The organism is Endozoicomonas numazuensis (assembly GCF_000722635.1).
In the GTDB taxonomy this organism is placed as follows: domain Bacteria; phylum Pseudomonadota; class Gammaproteobacteria; order Pseudomonadales; family Endozoicomonadaceae; genus Endozoicomonas_A; species Endozoicomonas_A numazuensis.
The window spans coordinates 820,707-840,201 of record NZ_JOKH01000001.1 but is presented as its reverse complement, the minus strand read 5'-3'; the positions used below and the strand labels follow the sequence as shown (position 1 = coordinate 840,201).

Sequence of the window (19,495 nt, the reverse complement as noted above, 5' to 3'; positions counted from 1 at the left end):
TTGTTAAGCTTTCATTAATTTGGAACTCTTGCCCACCTATTAGAGAAATAACAAATCGATTCATCAAGGGGTGTACATGGGGCTCCAGTATTTTGGGAGCATTGGCCGTTTTCTCAGATTACGCACAATCTGGGTATTCTTTTTATCAAGCATGGCGATGGTTGTTCATGCGGATAAGATCTGGATGGAAAACGGAGATGTGATCAGTGGCAAAATTCAGGGCCTGGAAGCAGGTAAACTGACCATTTCTACCAAGTATGCAGGTGATATCACCATTAATTGGCGACACGTCCGTTCTCTTGAAACCAGAAAGCCTGTCTGGGTTGGGCTAATCGGAGAAAAAGAATCACAGCAACGTCAGCTGAAGAGTAACGGTGACCAGTTAGTTGTTGTTGACCCGGACGGTTATGAGCGAAATTTTTCAGCAGCCTGGCCTGTGGCTGAAATTCGTCGTGACAAACCAGTGTTGGCGTCTGCATGGGACATATCAGGCAAGGTCAACTTTGGGTTGGACAGTGATCAGGGTGAGGACAGCGAAACCACTTTTACTCTCAGTGGTAATCTTGATATCAATGACGAATGGAACAAAAACAGTCTGAAGTGGGACATTGAAGTTGAGAAGGAAGAAGATTCAGACACTTCAACCAAAGAGTGGGAGCTGGGCTACGCATACAGTCGCTATTTTACTGAGCACTGGTTTGTGCAGGGCTCTCTGGAACAGGAATATGACTCAACGGATGATCTGAGGTCCAGGCTGACAATAGGTGGAGCGGCGGGTTACCGTTTCAAGGAAACCGTCAATGAAACCATTATCACAACAATGGGTCTGACTCATCTTTGGGAAGATTATCAGCAAGAGGATAATCAGGAAAATCTGGCAATCAGTACCGGGCTGGTTTATCGGAAAAAGCTCATTGATAACCTTGAGTATTTCTTTAACAGCAAGCTGTTTTATCGATTGAACTCAGGTCAGCAGTGGTTGTTTGATGGTGAACATGGTTTAAGGGTCGGGCTGTCAGATAATCTGTCTTTGAATCTGACTCAGTATCTGGACTATGACAGCGTACCGGTCGATGGAGCTGAGAAAACCACCAGTCAGATCAAGGTGGGTATTGGTTATTCCTGGTAGGGAAAGGTGATGCAGAGGTCTGATCCTCTGCATCAAGACATTAGAGACGCAGTCCGCCGTCCAGCTCCAGCACTCGACCATTGAAATAGTCGTTTTCAAAAATAAAAGCGACTGTTTCAGCAATCTCTTCAGGTTTACCCATGCGCCCGGATGGAATGCCCGCATTCATTTTGGCGCGAGCTTCGGGTTTCATGCTCAGAGTCATCTCAGTCTCAATCATTCCCGGAGCAATGGCAGCACTTCTTATGCCATATCGAGCCAGTTCTTTGGCCCAGGATACGGTCATAGCGACAACACCGGCTTTTGCTGCAGAGTAATTGGTTTGTCCAAAGTTGCCAGATCGAGAAATACTGGCAATGTTCAGAATCAAACCGTTTGTACCCGATTCAATCATACTGGCAGCGACTTCACGACCGCAGAGAAAGACGCCCGTGAGATTGACGTCGATGACTGACTGCCATTTTGCCAGGGATAGTTTGTCGGTAACCTGACCATCTTTCGCTTTGATCAGTAGCCCGTCACGGAGAATGCCCGCATTGTTAATGAGACCGTTCAGTGGTCCCAGCTTTTCTCTGGCAGTCTGAACTGACTTTTCTACTTCCTGTTCGTTGGCAACATTGGTAGGTAGAGCAATGGCGTTTGCTCCCAGTTCAGTGCATTCCTTTACTGCCTGATCCAGAGCTTCGCCTGCAAGGTCAATCAGCCCGACGCCTGCCCCTTTTTCTGCCAGATGGAGCGCCATGGCTTTACCCAGTCCACGGGCTGCGCCGGTAACCAGTATATTACTTTGTTTGAGATTCATTCTTTTGTTCTTCTACGACCGAAAATCACCCAATGATTGTAACGGAACCTGGAGAATTCTCCATGTATTGCTGGGTGAGTCAGGCTTCTGGAAGATACTAACCCGGAAAATTCATAAAGCCGCTCCAGTCAGACTATAGACTGCGGAATTACTGAGATATTCGTTTGCTGATGTGAACGAAAAGAAACGAACATCGCTCGTCAGCCTCCTAGGAGCCTGACCGAGAATAGACAGCCCGGCCTAAAATCCAGAAAGAACGGCCATCTTTTCCACTGAATTTGCTTAAATAGGTCAACTATTCGCACAAATTCAGTGAAAAAGCTGACTCGTTCTACTGAATTTTATGCTCGGACGCTATTCTCGGTCAGCCTCCTAGCTCTTTCTCCGCCGTGACAGCATTTTCTCGTCAGATCCATGCAATAAGCATGAATATGACGAGAAAATGTGTCAGCCGAAAAAATAGCAGAGCGAGAAGCTCAACACTTTATGAAATTTCCGGGCTAAGGATTTGCCCCAAAATAACTTCCCGATTTTCACCCGGACTCCGTTCGCCCTGAGTTTGTCGAAGTTCAATGCCAACACTCTTCGACAGGTTCAGGATGAACGGAGTTCAAGTTTCAATAGGGGATTTATTTCGGGACAAAGACTAAAGGTCTGTTTCCAGAAGGGCTTTACACTTCAGAAAGCCGAAAAGCAGAACTCTTTTTGCATCTACGTATAGATCGTGTAACGGGAAGGTAGGTTTGATATCGGTAGGGTTGTCCGGGTATATCCGGGTAGGCTTGGGTTTAAGTGAATTAAAACCTGTGCTTAGGTCCTTAGCTATGCGGGTTTCAGCCTTCCTTGGCTGTGTTTGATCTGGCCTGGTGATGGTGGCTCGTAAATCGGGTGAAGTTGAACCCTAACCGTCTAAACGTCCGTCTTGCCTGCTTGTTGGTCACCTCTCCATAAAACACCGTTAAACGGCTTTAACGCAGGCATTACAGGCCGGTTAATGGCTCTGGTTTGGGGTGGGAAGGGTTCGTAAAAGTCGGACTTGGAAGGTTGGTTTGATATGGCGCGTCCATCTTTATGTAAAGTGATGTTTTTATAGTATTTTTCTTTTCATTAAGATGGACGTACCGTCCATCTTAAGTCGGACGCAGAAAACTGATTAGTGAATCTTGTTTTCCAGCTTTTCTAAGCGCATGTCCATTTTTTTGATCAGTTCAATCAGTTGCTCTTTGAGTGGATCTGATAGGTCTTCTTTGTACTCAAGATAGTGTTGTTTAGTTTGGTGTAAATCCCTCTTTAATATTGTTTTATTCATCAGGTTGATATGTTCAGAGAGCTTTTTCTGTACCTCCTCTGTGCTCTTCAGACTGACAACGCTGTTATAGAGTGCTGAGACTTCGCCTAATAAAAAATCCAGCTTCGCTTCTCTCAACTCACTTTCATCAGATCGGATGCAATCGACAACTACTCCTAGAAGCTCTTCATCAATTGATGCTTTGTGGTTTGTGAAAAAGAGGTAATCCAAGGAAATTTCTTTACTTGCTGCCAAGTAACAAATTTTTTCAAAGGGAATTGAGCCTTTTTTACGTGCGTTAAAGAAGCCTTGAGGTGTCATTCCGAGTTCTCTGGCTATGGCTGCATCGCTTTTTGCATCAGTGATTTCCCTCAGCTTTTTAATGATTTCTTCAAAATCATCAATTTTTGCTTGATAAAGTTCACTCATGATGTATAAATTAAACCTGTAATGTATATCTTTAAACGTAATGCTTAAACAAGATGAGGAATTTATTGTGAGCCATGCAAAGAAAATCAGCAATGACTTTGCGCCCGGTCCTGAGCTGTATGTTCGTGTTCGTCAAGGCTTCGTAGGGCAAGACTCATCATTAAACCGTTGGTGTATTGAGAATGGTGTTAATCGACATAGCGCTATGTCCTGTCTAAAAGGTGTATGGAACGGCCCTAAAGGAAGAGCGCTAAGACAGAAAATTATTGAAGCTTCTGGCATTAGTAACTGAGGCTCTTTGATATGGAATGGTTTACCAGTAGCGAGCTTGAAAGTTTGGGCGATCTACCGTCATCTGCCAGGCGGGTGAGAGAAAGAGCTATTCGAGAGAATTGGCAATCACGTCCCCGTCAGGCGCAGGGCGGCGGCAGAGAATACCACATCTCCAGCCTTCCCAAAGAAACCCAGCGCGCCCTTAAAATCAGTCAAACCAAAAAGCAGCAGGCCGCTGATAAGCAAACCGAACAGATCAATGGCGCTGAGCTCAAGGGCACCCTGGCGGCTATGAAGCTGGAAGGGGACGAAAAAACTCAGGACATCAAGCGCACCCTTGCTTTCAATAATCTCTCGCCTAAAGAACAGGCCCGTGTGCGTGCCCGGTCTGAAGTGCTGGCCGCCTGGGAAGTGTTTGTAGCTGACTTTGAAGCGGTGGAAGCGGCTACCCGTGAGTTTGTTGATGCCTTCAACCGCGATCAGCTGGGTCTGTCCGAGAGCGTTAAAACCTTTGTGCCTAAAGTCAGTCGTGCCAGCCTGTTCCGTTGGAAAGCGTCTTATGCCGACAATGGCCCTGCCGGTCTTGCCTGTCAGTACAAGTCGGTCAAGCAGAGCATTATGGATGCCCAGCCTTTACTGGTGGCTTTTGCAGAAGGGATGCTGGCCAGAATGCCTCACACCTCTCCGGCCAATATGCTGCGCGCCATGGAAGGTGAGTTTGATCAGCAAGATGTGCGCCTGCCCAGTAAACGCGCCCTCACCACCTGGCTGTCGAACTGGAAAGTGAAAAACAAACGACTCTTCACCGCTGTAGCCAACCCCGACGCCTTTAAAAACCAGTACATGGTGGCCGGTGGTGACGCCGCCGAAAACATTGTGCGGCTTAATCAGCTCTGGGAAATGGACTCCTCTCCCGCCGATATTATGTGCACCGATGGCCGCTTTACCCTGATCTCCTGTCTTGATGTTTACTCCCGCCGGGCAGTGATGAAAGTGCGCAAGTCTTCCGACAGCTTTGGGGTGGTGCTCACGGCGCGTCAGGCCATGCTGGAGTGGGGACTGGACGGCCAGGGCGAACAAAAAATCCGGGTGGACAACGGCAAAGACTATGCGAGCCATTACTTTCAGATTGTGGCGGACTCCCTGGGTATTGATCTGGTGTCTACCGACCCGTACGCCGGGGAACAAAAGCCCTTTGTAGAAAGACTGTTTCGCACCTTTTCCCATGGGTTAGTGGAGTTACTGCCCGGCTTTATCGGCCATAACGTCGCCGAGCGTCAGGCGATTGAAGCCCAGTTCAGTTTTGCGGACCGGCTCAAGCGTAAAGCGGGCAGCAGCAAAAATATCATTGAAACCACTCTGAGCAGCGAAGACCTTCAGGCGTTTACCGATCGCTGGATCGATACCTTTTATATGCACGACGCTCACAACGGGCTGAACGGAAAAACTCCGGCTGAAATGGTGCAGAACTGGATGGAGCCTGTCCGCCGTATTGAGGATGAGCGCGCCCTTGATCTGTTGCTGGAGCCGATTCCCGGACAGAAGGGCGTGCGCACCGTTCAGAAAAAAGGCGTCAAGCTTGATGGTGGCTGGTACGTTGCTCCCGAAATGGGGTCACGGGTGGGAGACCAGTTCATGGTGCGTTATGACACAGCGGATATTGGTCGTATCTACCTGTTTGAGCTGTCGGGTGAGTTTGTGTGCGTGGCTCAGAATCCGAGCATTACCGGCATTAGCCGCGAAGAGCTGGCCAGAGCCATGAAGAAAGAGCAGAAAAAGGTGGCCGAAGAGAAGGCAGCACTGCGCAAGAAGGGCCGCAAGATCAACCAGGGCGAGCTGATCGAAAAGATATTTGCCCGCAAAGAGCGTTTGATCGCTGAGCGCAATGCCAACGTGACACCGTTCCCTAAACCCCAACTCCCCCACGAAACCGGCTATCTGGATGGAGCCGCTGAAGCTCTGGCAGCTGCCGATGCCGCTGACCAAAAAGGCTCGGGCCATGTGGACGAGCACGGCCAACCTACCCAGGAACTGGCTCAGGGCATGAACCAGGTGGTAACGGATCGGGTTAAACAACGTACAGACCCCGCTGAAACACCGACCGATCGCTTCCAACGCTGGATACGTCAGCACGAACGCAAGCTGGCGGGTGAGGCTCTGAACGAAATGGATCATAAGTGGCAGGAGCGGTTTGAGTTAACGCCTGAATGGCAAGGCTTAAAGCTGGTGTACGACGAGTTCGGCAAGATGGCATTTGGTTTGAAAGAAGAGTGAGTAGAGAGCAGTGGCAGCTGCTCTTACTCGATCCCTATCGGGCAGAACGCCCAAAAACAATAACAAATAGAGAGACACAAGTATGAGAAATATTACGGTCCCTGTCAAAAACGTTGCTTTACTGGCTGCCCAAGGGCAGGCGCTACTGAGTGCTCCCCAGCGGCTGACCCACCGTCTCGGTTTGATTCATGGTGATACCGGGCTGGGCAAAACCACCGGTACTGCCTGGTTTGCGATCAAGCACAGTGCCTATTACGTGCGGGCCATGGCCGCTTGGCGTACGCCCTCCGCGTTATTGCGCAGTATTTGTCGGGAGTTGGAGATACCCCGCCGCCGTTATCTGGACGACATGCTCAACGACATTGTTAACAAGCTGAGTATGGAGGGGCGTCCACTGTTTATTGACGAGGCGGATTACCTGGTCCGGTTCGATGATATCCGGGACACGATCATGGATATGCAGGACATGTCTGTCATGCCCATCATCCTGGTGGGGATGAAGGGTATTAAAAATGAGATCAAAAAGTCGGACAAGTTCGACAACCGTTTTTTGATCGACGTGGAGTTCAATGCGCTGGATATGGACGACGCTCGTTTGATCACTGACCAGCTGTGTGAGGTGCAGGTCTCTGACGACCTGCTGGCGGATCTCTACAAGTTTGCCCGAGGCAACACCCGGCGGATTACCACCGGCCTGTACCGGATAGAACAGGTGGCGGCTTCTTTAGATGTAACCAGTATGGATCTGGCGAAGTTCCGGGAAGCGCGAGGCACTTACTTTCTGGGTGTGGCGGCCTAACAGGTTAACGGCAGAAGAATAATAAGAGGGAATAGCCATGACGGAGTTAAAGCCTGTAACAGAAATTAAAAAAAGAAGCTTGAAACGGGCTCGCTTAGTGGGATTGGAGGAAGATTTAGGCCGGGTCTGGCAACTGCTCAGGACTCTTAAAGGGGCAACCTCAAGAGCGTTGTCAATGAAAACCGGTTTGCGAGAGTGCAAGGTTCGGTATTACCTCAGCTTTCTGGAACGTGCTGGTTATCTGTGGCGAGAGCCAAAGGGCTCAAAAGCCCGGTTCTGGCTGATTCATAATACCGGCCCTGTTGCTCCCTATCGACTGCATGGCGGTCATGCAGTCTCTGACCTCAATACAAAGCAGGTCTATGAAGTGCCTGTAGATATCCGACGTTGGCCTGGCCCACCTGCAGAGGCCGGATCGGAGGCTTTCAAGATTTGGCAGGGCATGAGGATGTTGCGCAATTTCACAGTGAGCGAGTTAAAAGGCGTCACAGAAGTGGACAAGGCCGTCATTCAAATGCAGGTCAGCCAGCTGCACCAGTTTAACTATCTGCGCCGTAGCCAGGACAGTCTGGGTGAGCCCAGTTACCTGCTGCCCCAGTATCGCAACACGGGAGAAAAGCCGCCTGCCGTCAATATGCAGCTGGGCAGGCTGTACGACTACAAGACCAAAGAAATCATCGTACTTGAGGAGGTGTGCTGATGGCTCATGAAAAAGAAAGCTATGTCAATGAAGACTGGCACCAGGAGCTGCAAAAAGTAGCCGAGCGTTTGAGCCAGAGCCAGATCGCCAAACGGCTGGATGTGTCTGGAGCCATGGTGAGCCAGGTGCTCAACGGCAAGTATGCCGAGCACCGGGTAGGGGGCTTTAAAGAGAAGTTTAAAGGGGCGTTTATGGGGTATTGCGTCAACTGTCCGGTGGTGGGTGAGCTGGCCCGTGACCGTTGTCTGGAGTTCCAAGAGCGTAACTTTTGCGCCACCAACCCGACCCGTGTGCAGCTGTATCACGGGTGTCGTTCAGGGTGTGAGCATTCGCGGATTCCAGTGAGGGATATCTCATGAGCGCCCTGGAATATTTCGCCATCCCCATGGATGAGACGGTTTATGTCACGAAGAAGAAAAGCCGCAGCGCCAATGAGCATCAATACACCACCACTCACAATTGCCCTTGTGATGACTGCCCGTTTAAACAGCGTTGCCAGACTGAGGCACTGGCTTGTGCGGTGTTCAGTGGCTGGGTGTTTAACGGCAAGCAGAAGTTGATTGTCCGTGAGCCGAGTTCAGACATTTATCAGAAGCTCAGGAGGTGGGGTTAATGGATATTTATGACCAGATCAGTCTGCTGCACGACGCTGAACAGTTGTTTGCAATGGAGGCTCTGAGTTGCGAGTGCGATGCGGTCAACACAAAAAGCGAGAAGTATGCCGCCATTCGGCGCAAACGGGCAAAAGCTCTGCAGGCCAAGGCTCAGGAAACAGGGGCCTGGAAACGACGTCTTGAACAACAGGCTAAGGCGCAGTTAAAACGCAGTGTCTATCGCTGGTGTGACCAGCAGCTAAGGCAGTAACGCTTAACTCGTTCCCACGCAGGGGCATGGGTGCGAGGTAAAACAACGGATTAACGGCTTTTAGGGAAGAGAGCAGAATGAATGCCACAACAAGAAAATCAAAACAGACCCTGAGGTATGACATGGGCGAAAGGGATATGAGCCAGAGCTATATGATCCAGTCACTGCAGAAAGCGACACATGTTGTGAACCGATTGCAGCGGGAGGGGTACACCGTTGAGAAGGTTCTGCTGGGCGAGGGGCGACCCAAGATCAAAATCAGCTGGCATCCGCGCTGCCGGGAATTTGGGGAACCTGCCGTCGTCAGCAAGGGTAACAACGGCAGTCACTACGAAAAAGCCATGGTTGAGTTTGAAGGGTGTCAACTCAGCTGGACGGTTCGTTAAGCGCTTTACCCATCGAGAGGAATGGACATGCAACAGCAAGGACTGAGCCTTCAGCGCATGAAAAGCCTCTCGCAAACAGAATGGCGTCGTTTGCGACTGGCCATGAAATCAGAGACTAAAACCACAACCAGGAAGGGGAACCCCATGACAGAGAAACAAACCATTCCGGACGGCTACCGCCAGGATCACGAAGGGAGGCTGGTACCTGAGGACAAGATCAAGCCTATTGACCGGGCCCGTGATGAGTTGGTCATGGAGCTTATTAGTCAGGCATTACCACTGAGCAAAATGTTGGCTCAGTTCAAGGGGAAGGCTATAGGGGACTGCCGGGCGTTTGTTGAGCTTTCCCTTGAGCAGTATGGCGTAAAGTTGGGCGGTAAGAAGGGAAATACCGAACTGCTGTCTTTTGATGGCCGTTACAAAATTGAAATCAAGAACCGACCGGTGATTGGCCTCAGCGAACAAGCAGAAGCGGCTAAGGAATTAATTGATCGTTATCTGGATCGAGTGACCGAAGGTAGCAGCGGTGAGCTTAGAAAACTCGTGATGCACGCTTTTCGCAAAGACAGCAAAGGCAGCCTGAGCCAGAGCAGGATAATCGGCCTTAGAAGTATGGATATACAGGATGAAGATTGGCAAACAGCAATGCAGGCATTAACGGATGCCAGCTTTGTCAAGACAACCGTTACCTACATTCTGGTCAGGGAACGTGTTGGGGATACCGATGAGTGGCAGGTCGTACCTCTGTCACTACCAGCAGCATAAGGAGGTGGCTATGAGTGATTTAAAAGCGATGAACTTTGGAGATGCTCTCAGGGTAGGAAACTGCGCTGACCGTATCAGCGCAAGGGTTTTCAAGATTGTGCAACGGGGTTGTGGGAACCGCGTTGTTACGGCTGAGGATCGTGCTTTTCTAGAAGCTGAAGTACAAGCCCTTGTGCGCGCTTTAGACCAAAGCCAGAAGCAAGATGGGTGTCAGTGTCAGGACTGATACGCATCTGTTTGTCCAGGTCCCTGAGCATTTTGTAAAGCACGGTAGGGTTTTCGGAAACCAGACAGTTCAGTAAGGATTCCAATAAGGCTTTTTGTGCAAGTGCTTCGACTTCGAAGTCATGATCTTTATTGACCACTATTTTTCTACCTTTGGGTTGTGTTGGGGAACATTAACCATAAAGGAGAAAACGGGGTCGGGGCTATCCAAAATAGTCATCGGCCCCACCTAACAGGAATAATAACAATGAAAGAAACATGGACCCCTGAACAGGTCAAAAGCTTTAACGAGCTGGAGCCTTCTGAATACATGAACGTGGTGCCTTTGGCTGGAGTGAAGGTGCAAACGCCAGAGCCAGAAGGTTTGGTGGCCGCGCGGATCATTGCTCATAAAGACGAGCAGATCGCGGAACTGCAAGATCTTTGTTCCCGTCAGGCCCAGCAGTTGCAGGATGAGCTGGATCAGTCAGTAGATCACCGCCCGGATTTGGCTGCGTTGTTGGATGAATGTGACCAGGTGCTGCAGTTGGGGGAGGCGGTATGAGTTTGAGTAAAGAGCAGCAAAAACAGGTCACAGATCACTTACAGTCAGCTGTGTTTGGCACTGTTGAGTTTGAGTATCAAGAGGTCAAAGTTTCAATTACCAGACGCTTTGTAAGCGAGTCTGAATCTCGTTTGTTTGTATATTTTGATGGAGTATACAGACCGGCTTGGGGGATTGAATCTATGGATTCGTTTAATCCTCTGACAAAGAAGCTTTGGCATAAGAGAACCAAGGCGTTATACAGCCCGAAAAAAATAGCCAACCTTCGTAAAAAGATAGGGGTTCGTGCTATGAAAAAGCACTTGCCGGACTTCGATAAAAAACAGGTTTGGTATGAGCCGTGTTTCAAAAATTCGACGGTGTTGATGCGCCAGTACGCGAAATTGGAAGATCTTGAGCTGGTTGCTGTAGGGGGTGATCTGGTATGAGCAAACTCACCGCCCGCAAAGTCGCCGAGCTGCTGGCCATGCATATGGTTAGCCGCGACATTGCCTGCATCAAGCCCGATGTCTTTGATAAGCAAAGCGAGGTATTTGACCAGGCCGATGACCAGAGTAAAGCCCTGATCCAGTACTTTGAAGACCATCGTCGTCATCTGTTAGAGGCGATCGGAGAAGAACACCCGGAGGTGCTCGATGCCATCTAACCCTTCTAAAAACAGCAAGCCCGGTGAGCGTGGCCGAGCTATTGCCCGTATCCATATCGCCAAGCACGAGCTGGGTATGGATGATGCCGAATACCGCACCCTGCTCAAGGCTCAAACTCAAAAAGACAGCTGTGGAAAGATGTCCCTGGCTGAATTGTTTAAGGTTGAGCACTACCTGAAAACGGTTATGGGTTGGAAGCCGAAGCGAGCCAAATCGCTTAGTGGTAAACGTGCCAGCCCGGTCAGTAAAGGTCGGCCCACAGACAAGTTGAGGGCGCTCTGGATCGACATGTACAAGGAGGGCTTTATCAAGGACGGTTCAGAGAATGCCCTGGAAAACTGGGTTAAGAAGATGAGTGTTCGTCTCAATGACGGGCACGGTATCGAGAAAGTGGATTGGCTGGATACCGCGACTTGCAGTCGTCTGATTGAGCAGTTGAAGCGCTGGCAGTACCGGGAGATTAAAAAACGGAGGGCTAAAGCATGTCAATGAATGAAGACGACCTGTTCGGCCTTGATCACACTAATGACATTTTGGGGCACCTGGATGATGAAGCCCTGCATCAAAAGCACCTGTGGCCCGGTGACCTGGTCGAACTGGCTGAAGTAATTCGGGCACAACTGCTGCGGGAAGAGGTGAAAGACGATGCGCTTTACCTGCAAATGGAGCGGGTTTTGCTGGCTATGTCGTTTCTGTGCGGAGGCCGAAACTACTATCTACCCAAGGGAGAGCGCATTAAAAAAGCCTTGAGAGATAAACGTATATACGATGAGTTTGATGGTAAAAACATACGGGGACTCAGCAACCATTACAAACTCAGTGAACAGAAAGTGTATGAAGTAGTCCGTGAGCAAAGGCAGTTGCACAAGAACCGGATACAGCATAATCTCTTCCCCAATGAGCAGGCGTAAAGCCTGCGCCTCTCTTTTTTCTCTGCCCTCCTGCATCAATATAACACTAAAGGGCTTTAAAGCCCTTTAGGGTAAAGCTCCCTGCACACTGGGAGCATGAACAATAAATATTCAACTCCCGACTACTCAGCCGCTTTTGAAATTGCCATAACATTTGTTTTGGGTGAAGAAGGTGGTTATGTGGACGACCCGAAAGACCGGGGTGGTGCCACGAGTTTTGGTATCAGTCAGCGTGCCTATCCCGATCTGGATATCAAGAGTCTGACGGTTGAGCAGGCTAAAGCTATTTATTATCAGGACTATTGGCAGCCCTGCCAGTGTGACCTGTTGCCTGCGGCGGTGGCCTGTGTCGTTTTTGATACCGCAGTCAATATGGGTAAGGGTGCGGCCATTCGTTTTTTGCAACAGTCGCTTAACGTGACGGTCGACGGCATTCTCGGCCCGGTCACTCTCAGAACTGCTCACCTGGAAACCCCTCTTTCATATATCAGTAACTACCTCAGCCGCCGTGCGAAACGCTACCACCGGATTGCTCAGGACGAGTCCCAGAACCGTTTTATTCGTGGCTGGTTCAAGCGCTGCTTTGAGCTTCAACAATACCTCTATGAGGAACGTCTGCTATGAGCCTGCTCGACTGGATCAATCCCTTCAGTAAGGTCATTGACTTGGCATCGGAAGCCATTACCGATCAGGACAAACTCAACGCCTTTAAACACGAAGCAGATATGGCCAGCGCCGAGTTGCGCCAGATGCTGGAAGAAACGTATCGACAGGAACTGCAAACCACTACCGTGCCCTGGGTCGATGCCCTGCACAAAATGGGCCGTCAGGTTATGAGTTACCTCGGCTATGGGTTGGCTTTTTATATGGTGCATCAAGGGTATGACCCCATGGCGGCCATGGCTGCACTCGCCCCGGGTGGGATCTACAACTACGTGAAAGGTCGTGGGAAGTAAGTATGGACGATCTTGACCGCGCCAAAGAGCTGGAGATAGCTGACCGTGAACAGGCGATTAAACGGCAGTTAAACCGTGTTAAAGAGTCACCCATCTATATCAACGGCGAAGCCTGCTGCCGGGATTGTGAAGAGTCTATAGAGCATCGGCTGGCAGCTGGTATAGAAGCCAGTCGTTGTCTGGATTGCCAGCAGCGCAAGGAACATAAGGAGAAAGGCTATGCATAGTTTCTTTTTAATGCTGGTCCTGGCTTTCTTAGGCTTTGCCATCTGGACCAGTTACCGAACCTTTGGCCTTCGTGGGGAAGAGGCGGTGGCCTGGCTTGCATTAACAAAGCTCAACTGGGATGCACTGAAGGTTACCTTGGTCGTCTGGTTCTTTGTTTGGCTGATCACGTTAATCGTATAGGGATATCAACATGCTGGACGGTATTGATTGGAGTGCAATGAAATTCGGGCTGGATCTCATCTCCACTCTTGGAGTATTTCTTCTCTTTATATGGGCCTTAATTAAGCGCAAACAGAAAGACAACAGTGACGATATTAAAGCGCTGAAAGAGCAGAACAAAAAGATGGATCGAAGGGTGCAAAGGCTGGAAGACGCCCAAGCCAATCTTGACAGTAATCAAAAAAAGCTCGAAGCCATGCAAAGCCAGCTTCATAAAGACCTTGTTGCCATTAAGGTAGATGTTGGTGGATTAACCAAGCAGGTCGGAGGCGTGGAGCGAAAAGTTGATCTAATCCACGAGTTTCTGCTGAACAGCAAGAAGGGAGATTAACCGTGAGTTTGAAATCTGTTTTTCATGAAGATCAGCGACTGGTCATTCTTCGTACTCTGGCTGATGACATGGCGGGGCTTCAGGCCAATGAGTCTGTACTGCAGACAGTGCTGAAAGCGTACGGACATGACATCAGTCGTGTTCTGGTTGTTTCTCACATGAAGTATCTGGAAGAACTGGATCTCCTCTCATTGAATGATATCAGTGGGATTCTGATAGCGACTCTCAAAAGTCGTGGTGAAGATGTGGCAGCCGGTCGTGCCACGGTGCCAGGTGTTAAACGTCCGAGGGCCAGGTGACCCATGACCGACAAAAAAGCCCAAACCCGCAACCGCAAAAGCCGGATCAAGCTGCTACCCAAAAAAATTAAAGAAGAGCTGGACCGGTTGATTCGTGAGGGTCGTATGACCCAGACCCAGATACTGGACGAGGTTAATCAACTGTGTGAAGCCCATGGTGAAAACCCGATCAGTCAATCGGGCATGAGTCGTTATTCCAAAGAGATGGACGAGATGGGGCAGCAGATCCGAGAGCTTCGGGAAGTGTCGTCGGTCTGGGTGGCCAAGCTGGGTGAAGCTCCTACCAGTGACGTGGGCAAGATGCTGCTGGAGTCCGTCCGAACCCTGGCCGCCGACGTCATCATGGAAATGCGCAAGGATCGCGGCAAGATCGAGCCCAAAGCTCTGAACCAGTTAGCTCTGGTGATGCAGCGGGTTGAGCAGGCGGCTATGGCTTCCCATAAGCGGGAGACCGAGATTCGTAAGGTGTTTGCAGAAGAAGCTGCCAATACGGTTACCGATGAACTTCGTGGTTCTGATGGTATGTCAGAACAGTTAGAAAACAGGATTCGTGAAATCCTGCTGGGTAAAGCCTAATGAGTCAGGAAGCCCCAGTACTCAAAGCCATAGGTCAGCCGAGACTGATTAATCTTCAGGAAGAAAAAGAGCTTTATGGCGTTGATGTACCGGACTCTGCTGATAGTGTTGTGCCAGATAAAGAGCCCATCTTTCTGGGTTACCAGCAAAAGTGGTTTCTGGATGAGTCCCAGATCAAGATTTTTGAAAAGACTCGCCGCTGTGGAGCCACCTGGCCAGAGTCAGCCAGTAATGTAATGACTACAGGTAAGCCTAAACGTCGCGGTGGTCGAAATGTCTTTTACGTCGGTAGTCGTCAGGAGATGGCACTGGAATATATAGCGGCCTGCGCTCTGTTTGCCAAAGCATTCGATCAATTAGCCCAGGCTGATGTTTATGAGCAGAGTTTCTGGGATGAAGGCAAGAAAGAAGAAATCCTGACTTACATGATCCGCTTCCCCAATAGTGGCTTTAAGATCCAGGCACTGTCTTCTCGTCCTTCCAACCTTCGTGGTCTGCAGGGGGATGTAGTAATTGATGAAGCCGCTTTTCATGAAGATCTGGACGAGTTGCTCAAGGCAGCTATGGCTCTGACGATGTGGGGTGCCAGAGTCAGGATTATAAGCACACACAACAGCGAAGAGAATCTGTTCAATCAGTACATCAAAGACGCCAGGGCAGGGAAGAAAGATTACAGTGTCCATCGAGTGACCCTGGATGATGCTCTGGCCGACGGCCTCTATAAAAGAATCTGCTTTGTTACTGGTCAGGAGTGGAGTGAAGAGGCTCAGGAAAAGTGGCGCAATGGACTGATCAAGAACGCGCCTACAAAAGAAGATGCCATGGAAGAATACTTCTGTGTGCCTAAACGCGGCGGTGGTGCCTACATTCCCAGGCCAACCATTGAAGCCAGAACCAATAGAAAACTACCAGTCCTTCGCTTTACTGGCGATGCTGAGTTTAACTCACGTCCAGAGCATGAGAGGCACCAGATAACAGATGACTGGTGTAATGATTATTTAAAGCCTCTTTTAGACCAACTTGATCATCGTTTAAGGCATTACGTTGGGCAGGATTTTGGCCGTAGGGTCGATCTCTCTGTACTGATTCCTTTAGCTGTCGAAGCCAACTTGAAAAGAAAAGCGCCGTTCATTCTGGAAATGCGAACAGTGCCATTCACCAGTCAAGAGCGCATCTTCTATTATCTTTGTAATCGGCTACCTCGCTTCTCTGCTGGCAAACTAGATGCCAGAGGCAACGGTGAATTTCTAGCGGAACAGGCTCGATATAAATACGGTTCCATAATTGAAGACGTAATGGCCTCCCGCGCCTGGTATCTCACTCATATGCCCAAACTTAAAGCGGCATTTGAAGACGACATGATTGAGATACCAGCAGACGCAGATACTGTGGATGACATTCGCACCATTATCGTCGACAGAGGTGTACCGGTTATTCCTGAAGGCAGGGGCAAAGACTCTAAAGATGGAAAGCAGCGTCATGGTGATGCGGCTTCGGCGTTGGTGCTGGCCTATGCGGCCACTCTTGAAGAAGGCGGCCTGATTGAATTCACCGCACTGCCCGACAAGCGCAGCGAGCCCAACGAAGACCATGACGAACACTTCAACGAATTTGAACAGGGATGCTGGTAATGGCGAAATCAACGATACAGGATATCAATGGCAACCCTTTTGATCTGGATCTGGAAGGGCAGCAAACCGATAACGAATCCAAATTGGCCATGTTGCGCCAGCATTATTCCGATCATCCCTCCAGTGGTCTGACACCTCACAAACTGGCGGGCATCCTCAAGAATGCCGAAGACAATGATCTGATTGCCCAGAGCGAACTGGCGGCTGACTTTGAAGAGAAAGACGGTCACCTGTTTTCTGAGCTGTCCAAACGTCGTCGTGCGGTACTGGGGTATGACTGGCGAATTACACCGCCAGCCGATGCCAGCGATGCGGAGAAAGACGACGCAGCCATGATTGAGTCCATGCTGCGCCAGTGCACCTGGTTGGAAGATGCGCTGTTTGATATGACCGACTGCATTTTAAAGGGTTTTAGTGCACTGGAGCTGGAGTGGGAAAACTTCGGCGGGGAAATGCTGCCGGTCTCTGCCGAACAGCGAGACTCCGCCTGGTTCCAGACCAATCCTCATGACCGCAATGAGCTAAGGCTTCGAGACGGCAGTTACGAAGGGGTGGCCCTGCGAGCCTTTGGCTGGATCAATCACTGCGCCCGGGCCAAGTCTGGTTACCTGGGCCGACAGGGTCTGGTGCGTGTATTAGCCTGGCCCTTTATCTTTAAAAACTACTCTGTGCGGGATCTGGCCGAGTTTCTGGAGATCTATGGCTTGCCGATTCGTCTGGGTAAATACCCGGGGGGAGCCACCGAGAAAGAAAAAGCTACCCTGCTCAGGGCAGTCATGAGCATTGGCCATAACGCCGGGGGCATTATTCCCCAGGGCATGGAAATTGATTTTGAGCGGGCTTCCAGTACCGCCAACGCTGACAGTTTTATGAAAATGGTGGACTGGTGTGAGCGCACCCAGTCCAAGGCGATCCTGGGTGGCACACTCACGAGTCAGGCCGACGGCAAAAGCAGTACCAACGCTCTGGGCAATGTGCATAACGAAGTCCGTAAAGAGCTGACCGAAAGCGACGCCCGGCAACTGGCCCGAACGGTGACCCGTGATCTGGTCTATCCCATCTATGTTTTGAATGGCCGTTCTTATCAAAACCCCCGTCGTATTCCCCAGTTTCAGTTCGACTTTACCGAGCCGGGTGATATTGCCGCACTGTCCAAAGCGCTCCCTGGTCTGGTGAATGCCGGTGTGCGTATTCCTCTGAACTGGGCCAACCAGGAACTGCAGATACCCGAACCCAAAGAGGATGAGGAGATTCTGACCAGTCCTAAAGCTCAAAGCCCTGTACTGGATCAATCCCAAACCGAAACCGCCCTTAAAGGGCCGTTAAACAGTGCATTAGCGATACTAAAAACCGATGCCGAACAACCCCAGAGTCATCTGGACGATGCACTGGGCAGCATTCCCGCAGAATCGCTGCAGGCATTAATGATGCCGATGCTGGAACCTTTGATTAAAGCCATAGAAACCGAAGGGCCAGAGGCTGCTATGGAACAGCTAGCCGAACTCTATCCGACCATGGACGACACTGAACTGACCGAACAACTCAGCCGTGTATTGTTTGTCGCCCAGACCTGGGGGCGGCTGAATGCTCAAAAATGACGACCTGGTCTATGCCTTTACCCTGACTCCGAAAGATGCGGTTAAGTTCTTTCGGTCGAAGGGCTATGTCATCGGCTGGAACTGGCAAGACGTGGCCGCCGAAACCCACGCCCAGGCGTTCACAGTGGCCAAGGCGGCCCGGGTAGATATCCTCGAAACCCTTGGTAAAGAACTCGATAAGGCCATAGCCACCGGTACCACGTCCCATGAGTTTGTTAAAACCCTGACCCCCCGATTGCAAAAGCTGGGATGGTGGGGCAAACAGGTCATCGTAGATAGCAAGGGCGAAGCGGAGATGGTGCAGTTGGGCAGTCCCTGGCGCTTGAAAAACATCTACCGCATCAACACCCAAACGGCCTATCAGGCAGGGCGGATTCAACAGCAAACCGCTATGGCGGAAAGTCGCCCCTATTGGATGTATGTGGCGGTGATGGATGAGAATACCCGGGCTTCCCACGCAGCGCTCCATAATAAAGTCTTTCATTACACCGACCCGATCTGGAACACCCACTACCCGGCCAATGGCTGGGGCTGCCGGTGCCGGGTCCGGGCATTGAGTCTCCGTCGTTTGCAATCGCTGGGGTTACAGGTGGAATCGTCCGAAGGTCGTTTAAGTACTCATACCGTCGAGAGTGGTTTTGATAAACGTTCTGGCGAAGTCTACACCCACCAGGTCACCACCTTTACCCAGGGGGGGCAGAGTATGACGCCGGATGCCGGGTGGAATCACCGACCAGGGAAGCCACAGTTAAAGCAGTTTAATAAGGATGTGATTAAAAAAGAGAAGCGGCTGGTCAATTCTCCTAGAGAAAAGATGCCAGGCTTGGCGATCAAGGCACCGGCTCCTTTCTCTACTGTAAAGGGTGTGAGTGGTGATCAGGTCAACCGGGTCTTGAATGAGTTGGGTACCGGTCAGAGTCAGAAACTATTTAATGACTTTCTGGCAGCTCACCCAATCAAGTCAGTGATGGCTAAGGCGACCGAGTTAAGTGGCAAAAAAGCCTTGCAAAATAGAGATATGCAAACCCGAGTAGCTGACTACTTGAGTGTGCAGCCGCAAGAAGCATTTAGGCAATATGCGTACAGTACAAGAGCGAGTGTGAGTCGTACTAACGGTTATACCCGTGCCAGTAATGATCTGGTCATGGTAAAAGTGGCGGCTAATACCAATCTTGCAAAAGTAGAAGCAGATAAAATCAAGCAGGCTACAAACATGGTGTTGGAAGCGGCGGCTAAAAACTCAGGGCCGCGAAGAATCTATGCCCCTGATACGGATGTAAACCGTACCAGTACACCAGGTGACTATATTAATCGATACTGGTCTCTATCGGATGCAGCTGGTCAGAAAAGTCCAGAGCAGATAGTCACAACCTGGATTCACGAAGTCGGCCACCAGGTGCATTACTGGGCAGGCTCGCCCAGCTTTCCGGCGCTGAGTCGGGTGTCTGTTTTGACCGAGTACAGCCGTACTAATAAGTACGAGTGGTTTGCTGAACACTTTACCGCTTGGTACATTGATCCGATAGGGGTTAGAAAGTGGAACCCGAAAGCGGCTGACTTCATAGAGGCTACAATGAAAGAAGCCATAGAGAATAGTAACCCGACTTTAAAAGGGCGATGA

28 protein-coding genes are annotated in these 19,495 nt (G+C 50.2%); 25 read left to right on the top strand and 3 right to left on the bottom strand.

The window, feature by feature from the left end; translation table 11 throughout:
• The first annotated feature begins 76 nt into the window (after window positions 1-76).
• Window positions 77-1,129, top strand: a complete 1,053-nt coding sequence (locus tag GZ78_RS03825) for a DUF481 domain-containing protein (RefSeq protein ID WP_081869654.1) — start codon at window positions 77-79, stop codon at window positions 1,127-1,129.
• 40 nt (window positions 1,130-1,169) lie between these two features.
• Here the strand turns inward: GZ78_RS03825 and GZ78_RS03820 are convergent, their stop codons facing one another.
• Window positions 1,170-1,931, bottom strand: a complete 762-nt coding sequence (locus GZ78_RS03820) for an SDR family oxidoreductase (protein WP_034832886.1) — start codon at window positions 1,929-1,931, stop codon at window positions 1,170-1,172.
• Window positions 1,932-3,084: 1,153 nt separating this feature from the next.
• Complete coding sequence (locus tag GZ78_RS03815) at window positions 3,085-3,648, bottom strand: helix-turn-helix domain-containing protein (RefSeq protein ID WP_034832885.1); 564 nt, start codon at window positions 3,646-3,648, stop codon at window positions 3,085-3,087.
• Between the two features lie 67 nt (window positions 3,649-3,715).
• Here GZ78_RS03815 and GZ78_RS03810 point away from each other — a divergent pair, with 67 nt between their 5' ends.
• The 9 genes from GZ78_RS03810 to GZ78_RS03770 all read left to right on the top strand — a co-directional run bounded on the left by GZ78_RS03810 (window position 3,716) and on the right by GZ78_RS03770 (window position 9,709).
• Window positions 3,716-3,940, top strand: coding sequence for a hypothetical protein (locus tag GZ78_RS03810; protein WP_034834119.1), 225 nt, complete (start codon window positions 3,716-3,718; stop codon window positions 3,938-3,940).
• A gap of 11 nt (window positions 3,941-3,951) precedes the next feature.
• Window positions 3,952-6,195, top strand: coding sequence for a Mu transposase C-terminal domain-containing protein (locus GZ78_RS03805; protein WP_034832884.1), 2,244 nt, complete (start codon window positions 3,952-3,954; stop codon window positions 6,193-6,195).
• An 82-nt stretch (window positions 6,196-6,277) separates the two neighbouring features.
• Window positions 6,278-6,994, top strand: a complete 717-nt coding sequence (locus tag GZ78_RS03800; protein ID WP_034832883.1) for an AAA family ATPase — start codon at window positions 6,278-6,280, stop codon at window positions 6,992-6,994.
• A gap of 37 nt (window positions 6,995-7,031) precedes the next feature.
• Entirely contained in the window at window positions 7,032-7,694 is a 663-nt protein-coding gene (locus GZ78_RS03795) for a hypothetical protein (RefSeq protein WP_034832881.1), read from the top strand.
• The gene (locus GZ78_RS03790; protein WP_034832880.1) at window positions 7,694-8,053 is read left to right on the top strand and encodes a helix-turn-helix domain-containing protein; all 360 of its coding nucleotides are present in this window, start codon (window positions 7,694-7,696) and stop codon (window positions 8,051-8,053) included. The genes GZ78_RS03795 and GZ78_RS03790 overlap by 1 nt, the downstream gene beginning before the upstream one ends.
• Window positions 8,050-8,307: a hypothetical protein gene (locus GZ78_RS03785; RefSeq protein WP_034832878.1), complete on the top strand. Its 258-nt coding sequence runs from the start codon at window positions 8,050-8,052 to the stop codon at window positions 8,305-8,307. Before GZ78_RS03790 ends, GZ78_RS03785 begins: the two co-directional genes overlap by 4 nt.
• Window positions 8,307-8,558, top strand: a complete 252-nt coding sequence (locus GZ78_RS03780; protein ID WP_034832877.1) for a hypothetical protein — start codon at window positions 8,307-8,309, stop codon at window positions 8,556-8,558. The genes GZ78_RS03785 and GZ78_RS03780 overlap by 1 nt, the downstream gene beginning before the upstream one ends.
• A gap of 122 nt (window positions 8,559-8,680) precedes the next feature.
• The gene (locus tag GZ78_RS03775) at window positions 8,681-8,944 is read left to right on the top strand and encodes a hypothetical protein (RefSeq protein ID WP_236631469.1); all 264 of its coding nucleotides are present in this window, start codon (window positions 8,681-8,683) and stop codon (window positions 8,942-8,944) included.
• Window positions 8,945-8,971: 27 nt separating this feature from the next.
• Entirely contained in the window at window positions 8,972-9,709 is a 738-nt protein-coding gene (locus GZ78_RS03770) for a DUF3164 family protein (RefSeq protein ID WP_201772644.1), read from the top strand.
• Window positions 9,710-9,834: 125 nt separating this feature from the next.
• Here GZ78_RS03770 and GZ78_RS03765 read toward each other — a convergent pair whose 3' ends face one another.
• The gene (locus GZ78_RS03765; protein WP_034832873.1) at window positions 9,835-10,074 is read right to left on the bottom strand and encodes a hypothetical protein; all 240 of its coding nucleotides are present in this window, start codon (window positions 10,072-10,074) and stop codon (window positions 9,835-9,837) included.
• 107 nt (window positions 10,075-10,181) lie between these two features.
• Here GZ78_RS03765 and GZ78_RS03760 point away from each other — a divergent pair, with 107 nt between their 5' ends.
• The 15 genes from GZ78_RS03760 (at window position 10,182) to GZ78_RS27130 (ending at window position 19,495) form a co-directional block, all read left to right on the top strand.
• Window positions 10,182-10,478, top strand: coding sequence for a hypothetical protein (locus GZ78_RS03760; RefSeq protein WP_034832871.1), 297 nt, complete (start codon window positions 10,182-10,184; stop codon window positions 10,476-10,478).
• Window positions 10,475-10,906 carry a hypothetical protein gene (locus GZ78_RS03755; protein ID WP_034832870.1) on the top strand — a complete coding sequence of 144 codons (432 nt, stop codon included), beginning with the start codon at window positions 10,475-10,477 and terminating at the stop codon, window positions 10,904-10,906. The genes GZ78_RS03760 and GZ78_RS03755 overlap by 4 nt, the downstream gene beginning before the upstream one ends.
• Window positions 10,903-11,124, top strand: a complete 222-nt coding sequence (locus tag GZ78_RS03750; RefSeq protein ID WP_034832868.1) for a hypothetical protein — start codon at window positions 10,903-10,905, stop codon at window positions 11,122-11,124. Before GZ78_RS03755 ends, GZ78_RS03750 begins: the two co-directional genes overlap by 4 nt.
• On the top strand, window positions 11,114-11,617 hold the full coding sequence (locus tag GZ78_RS03745; RefSeq protein WP_051785789.1) for a gp16 family protein: 504 nt from the start codon (window positions 11,114-11,116) through the stop codon (window positions 11,615-11,617). The genes GZ78_RS03750 and GZ78_RS03745 overlap by 11 nt, the downstream gene beginning before the upstream one ends.
• Window positions 11,608-12,036, top strand: a complete 429-nt coding sequence (locus GZ78_RS03740) for a Mor transcription activator family protein (protein ID WP_034832866.1) — start codon at window positions 11,608-11,610, stop codon at window positions 12,034-12,036. Before GZ78_RS03745 ends, GZ78_RS03740 begins: the two co-directional genes overlap by 10 nt.
• A 96-nt stretch (window positions 12,037-12,132) precedes the next feature.
• Window positions 12,133-12,660 (top strand): glycoside hydrolase family 108 protein, encoded by a 528-nt coding sequence (locus GZ78_RS03735; RefSeq protein WP_034832865.1) that lies wholly within the window; start codon window positions 12,133-12,135, stop codon window positions 12,658-12,660.
• Window positions 12,657-12,992, top strand: a complete 336-nt coding sequence (locus GZ78_RS03730; RefSeq protein WP_034832863.1) for a hypothetical protein — start codon at window positions 12,657-12,659, stop codon at window positions 12,990-12,992. Before GZ78_RS03735 ends, GZ78_RS03730 begins: the two co-directional genes overlap by 4 nt.
• Window positions 12,993-12,994: 2 nt before the next feature.
• A complete protein-coding gene (locus tag GZ78_RS03725) occupies window positions 12,995-13,219 on the top strand; it encodes a TraR/DksA C4-type zinc finger protein (RefSeq protein ID WP_034832862.1) in 225 nt (74 codons plus the stop codon).
• Complete coding sequence (locus GZ78_RS28710) at window positions 13,212-13,400, top strand: hypothetical protein (protein ID WP_152558534.1); 189 nt, start codon at window positions 13,212-13,214, stop codon at window positions 13,398-13,400. Before GZ78_RS03725 ends, GZ78_RS28710 begins: the two co-directional genes overlap by 8 nt.
• A 10-nt stretch (window positions 13,401-13,410) precedes the next feature.
• A complete protein-coding gene (locus tag GZ78_RS03720; protein WP_034832860.1) occupies window positions 13,411-13,770 on the top strand; it encodes a DUF2730 family protein in 360 nt (119 codons plus the stop codon).
• Between the two features lie 2 nt (window positions 13,771-13,772).
• Window positions 13,773-14,069, top strand: coding sequence for a VpaChn25_0724 family phage protein (locus GZ78_RS03715; protein ID WP_152558533.1), 297 nt, complete (start codon window positions 13,773-13,775; stop codon window positions 14,067-14,069).
• A gap of 3 nt (window positions 14,070-14,072) precedes the next feature.
• Window positions 14,073-14,645 carry a DUF3486 family protein gene (locus tag GZ78_RS03710; RefSeq protein WP_034832859.1) on the top strand — a complete coding sequence of 191 codons (573 nt, stop codon included), beginning with the start codon at window positions 14,073-14,075 and terminating at the stop codon, window positions 14,643-14,645.
• Window positions 14,645-16,276 (top strand): terminase large subunit domain-containing protein, encoded by a 1,632-nt coding sequence (locus GZ78_RS03705; RefSeq protein WP_034832857.1) that lies wholly within the window; start codon window positions 14,645-14,647, stop codon window positions 16,274-16,276. The genes GZ78_RS03710 and GZ78_RS03705 overlap by 1 nt, the downstream gene beginning before the upstream one ends.
• Window positions 16,276-17,874 carry a DUF935 domain-containing protein gene (locus GZ78_RS03700; protein ID WP_034834112.1) on the top strand — a complete coding sequence of 533 codons (1,599 nt, stop codon included), beginning with the start codon at window positions 16,276-16,278 and terminating at the stop codon, window positions 17,872-17,874. Before GZ78_RS03705 ends, GZ78_RS03700 begins: the two co-directional genes overlap by 1 nt.
• Window positions 17,861-19,495, top strand: a complete 1,635-nt coding sequence (locus GZ78_RS27130; RefSeq protein ID WP_051785787.1) for a phage minor head protein — start codon at window positions 17,861-17,863, stop codon at window positions 19,493-19,495. The genes GZ78_RS03700 and GZ78_RS27130 overlap by 14 nt, the downstream gene beginning before the upstream one ends.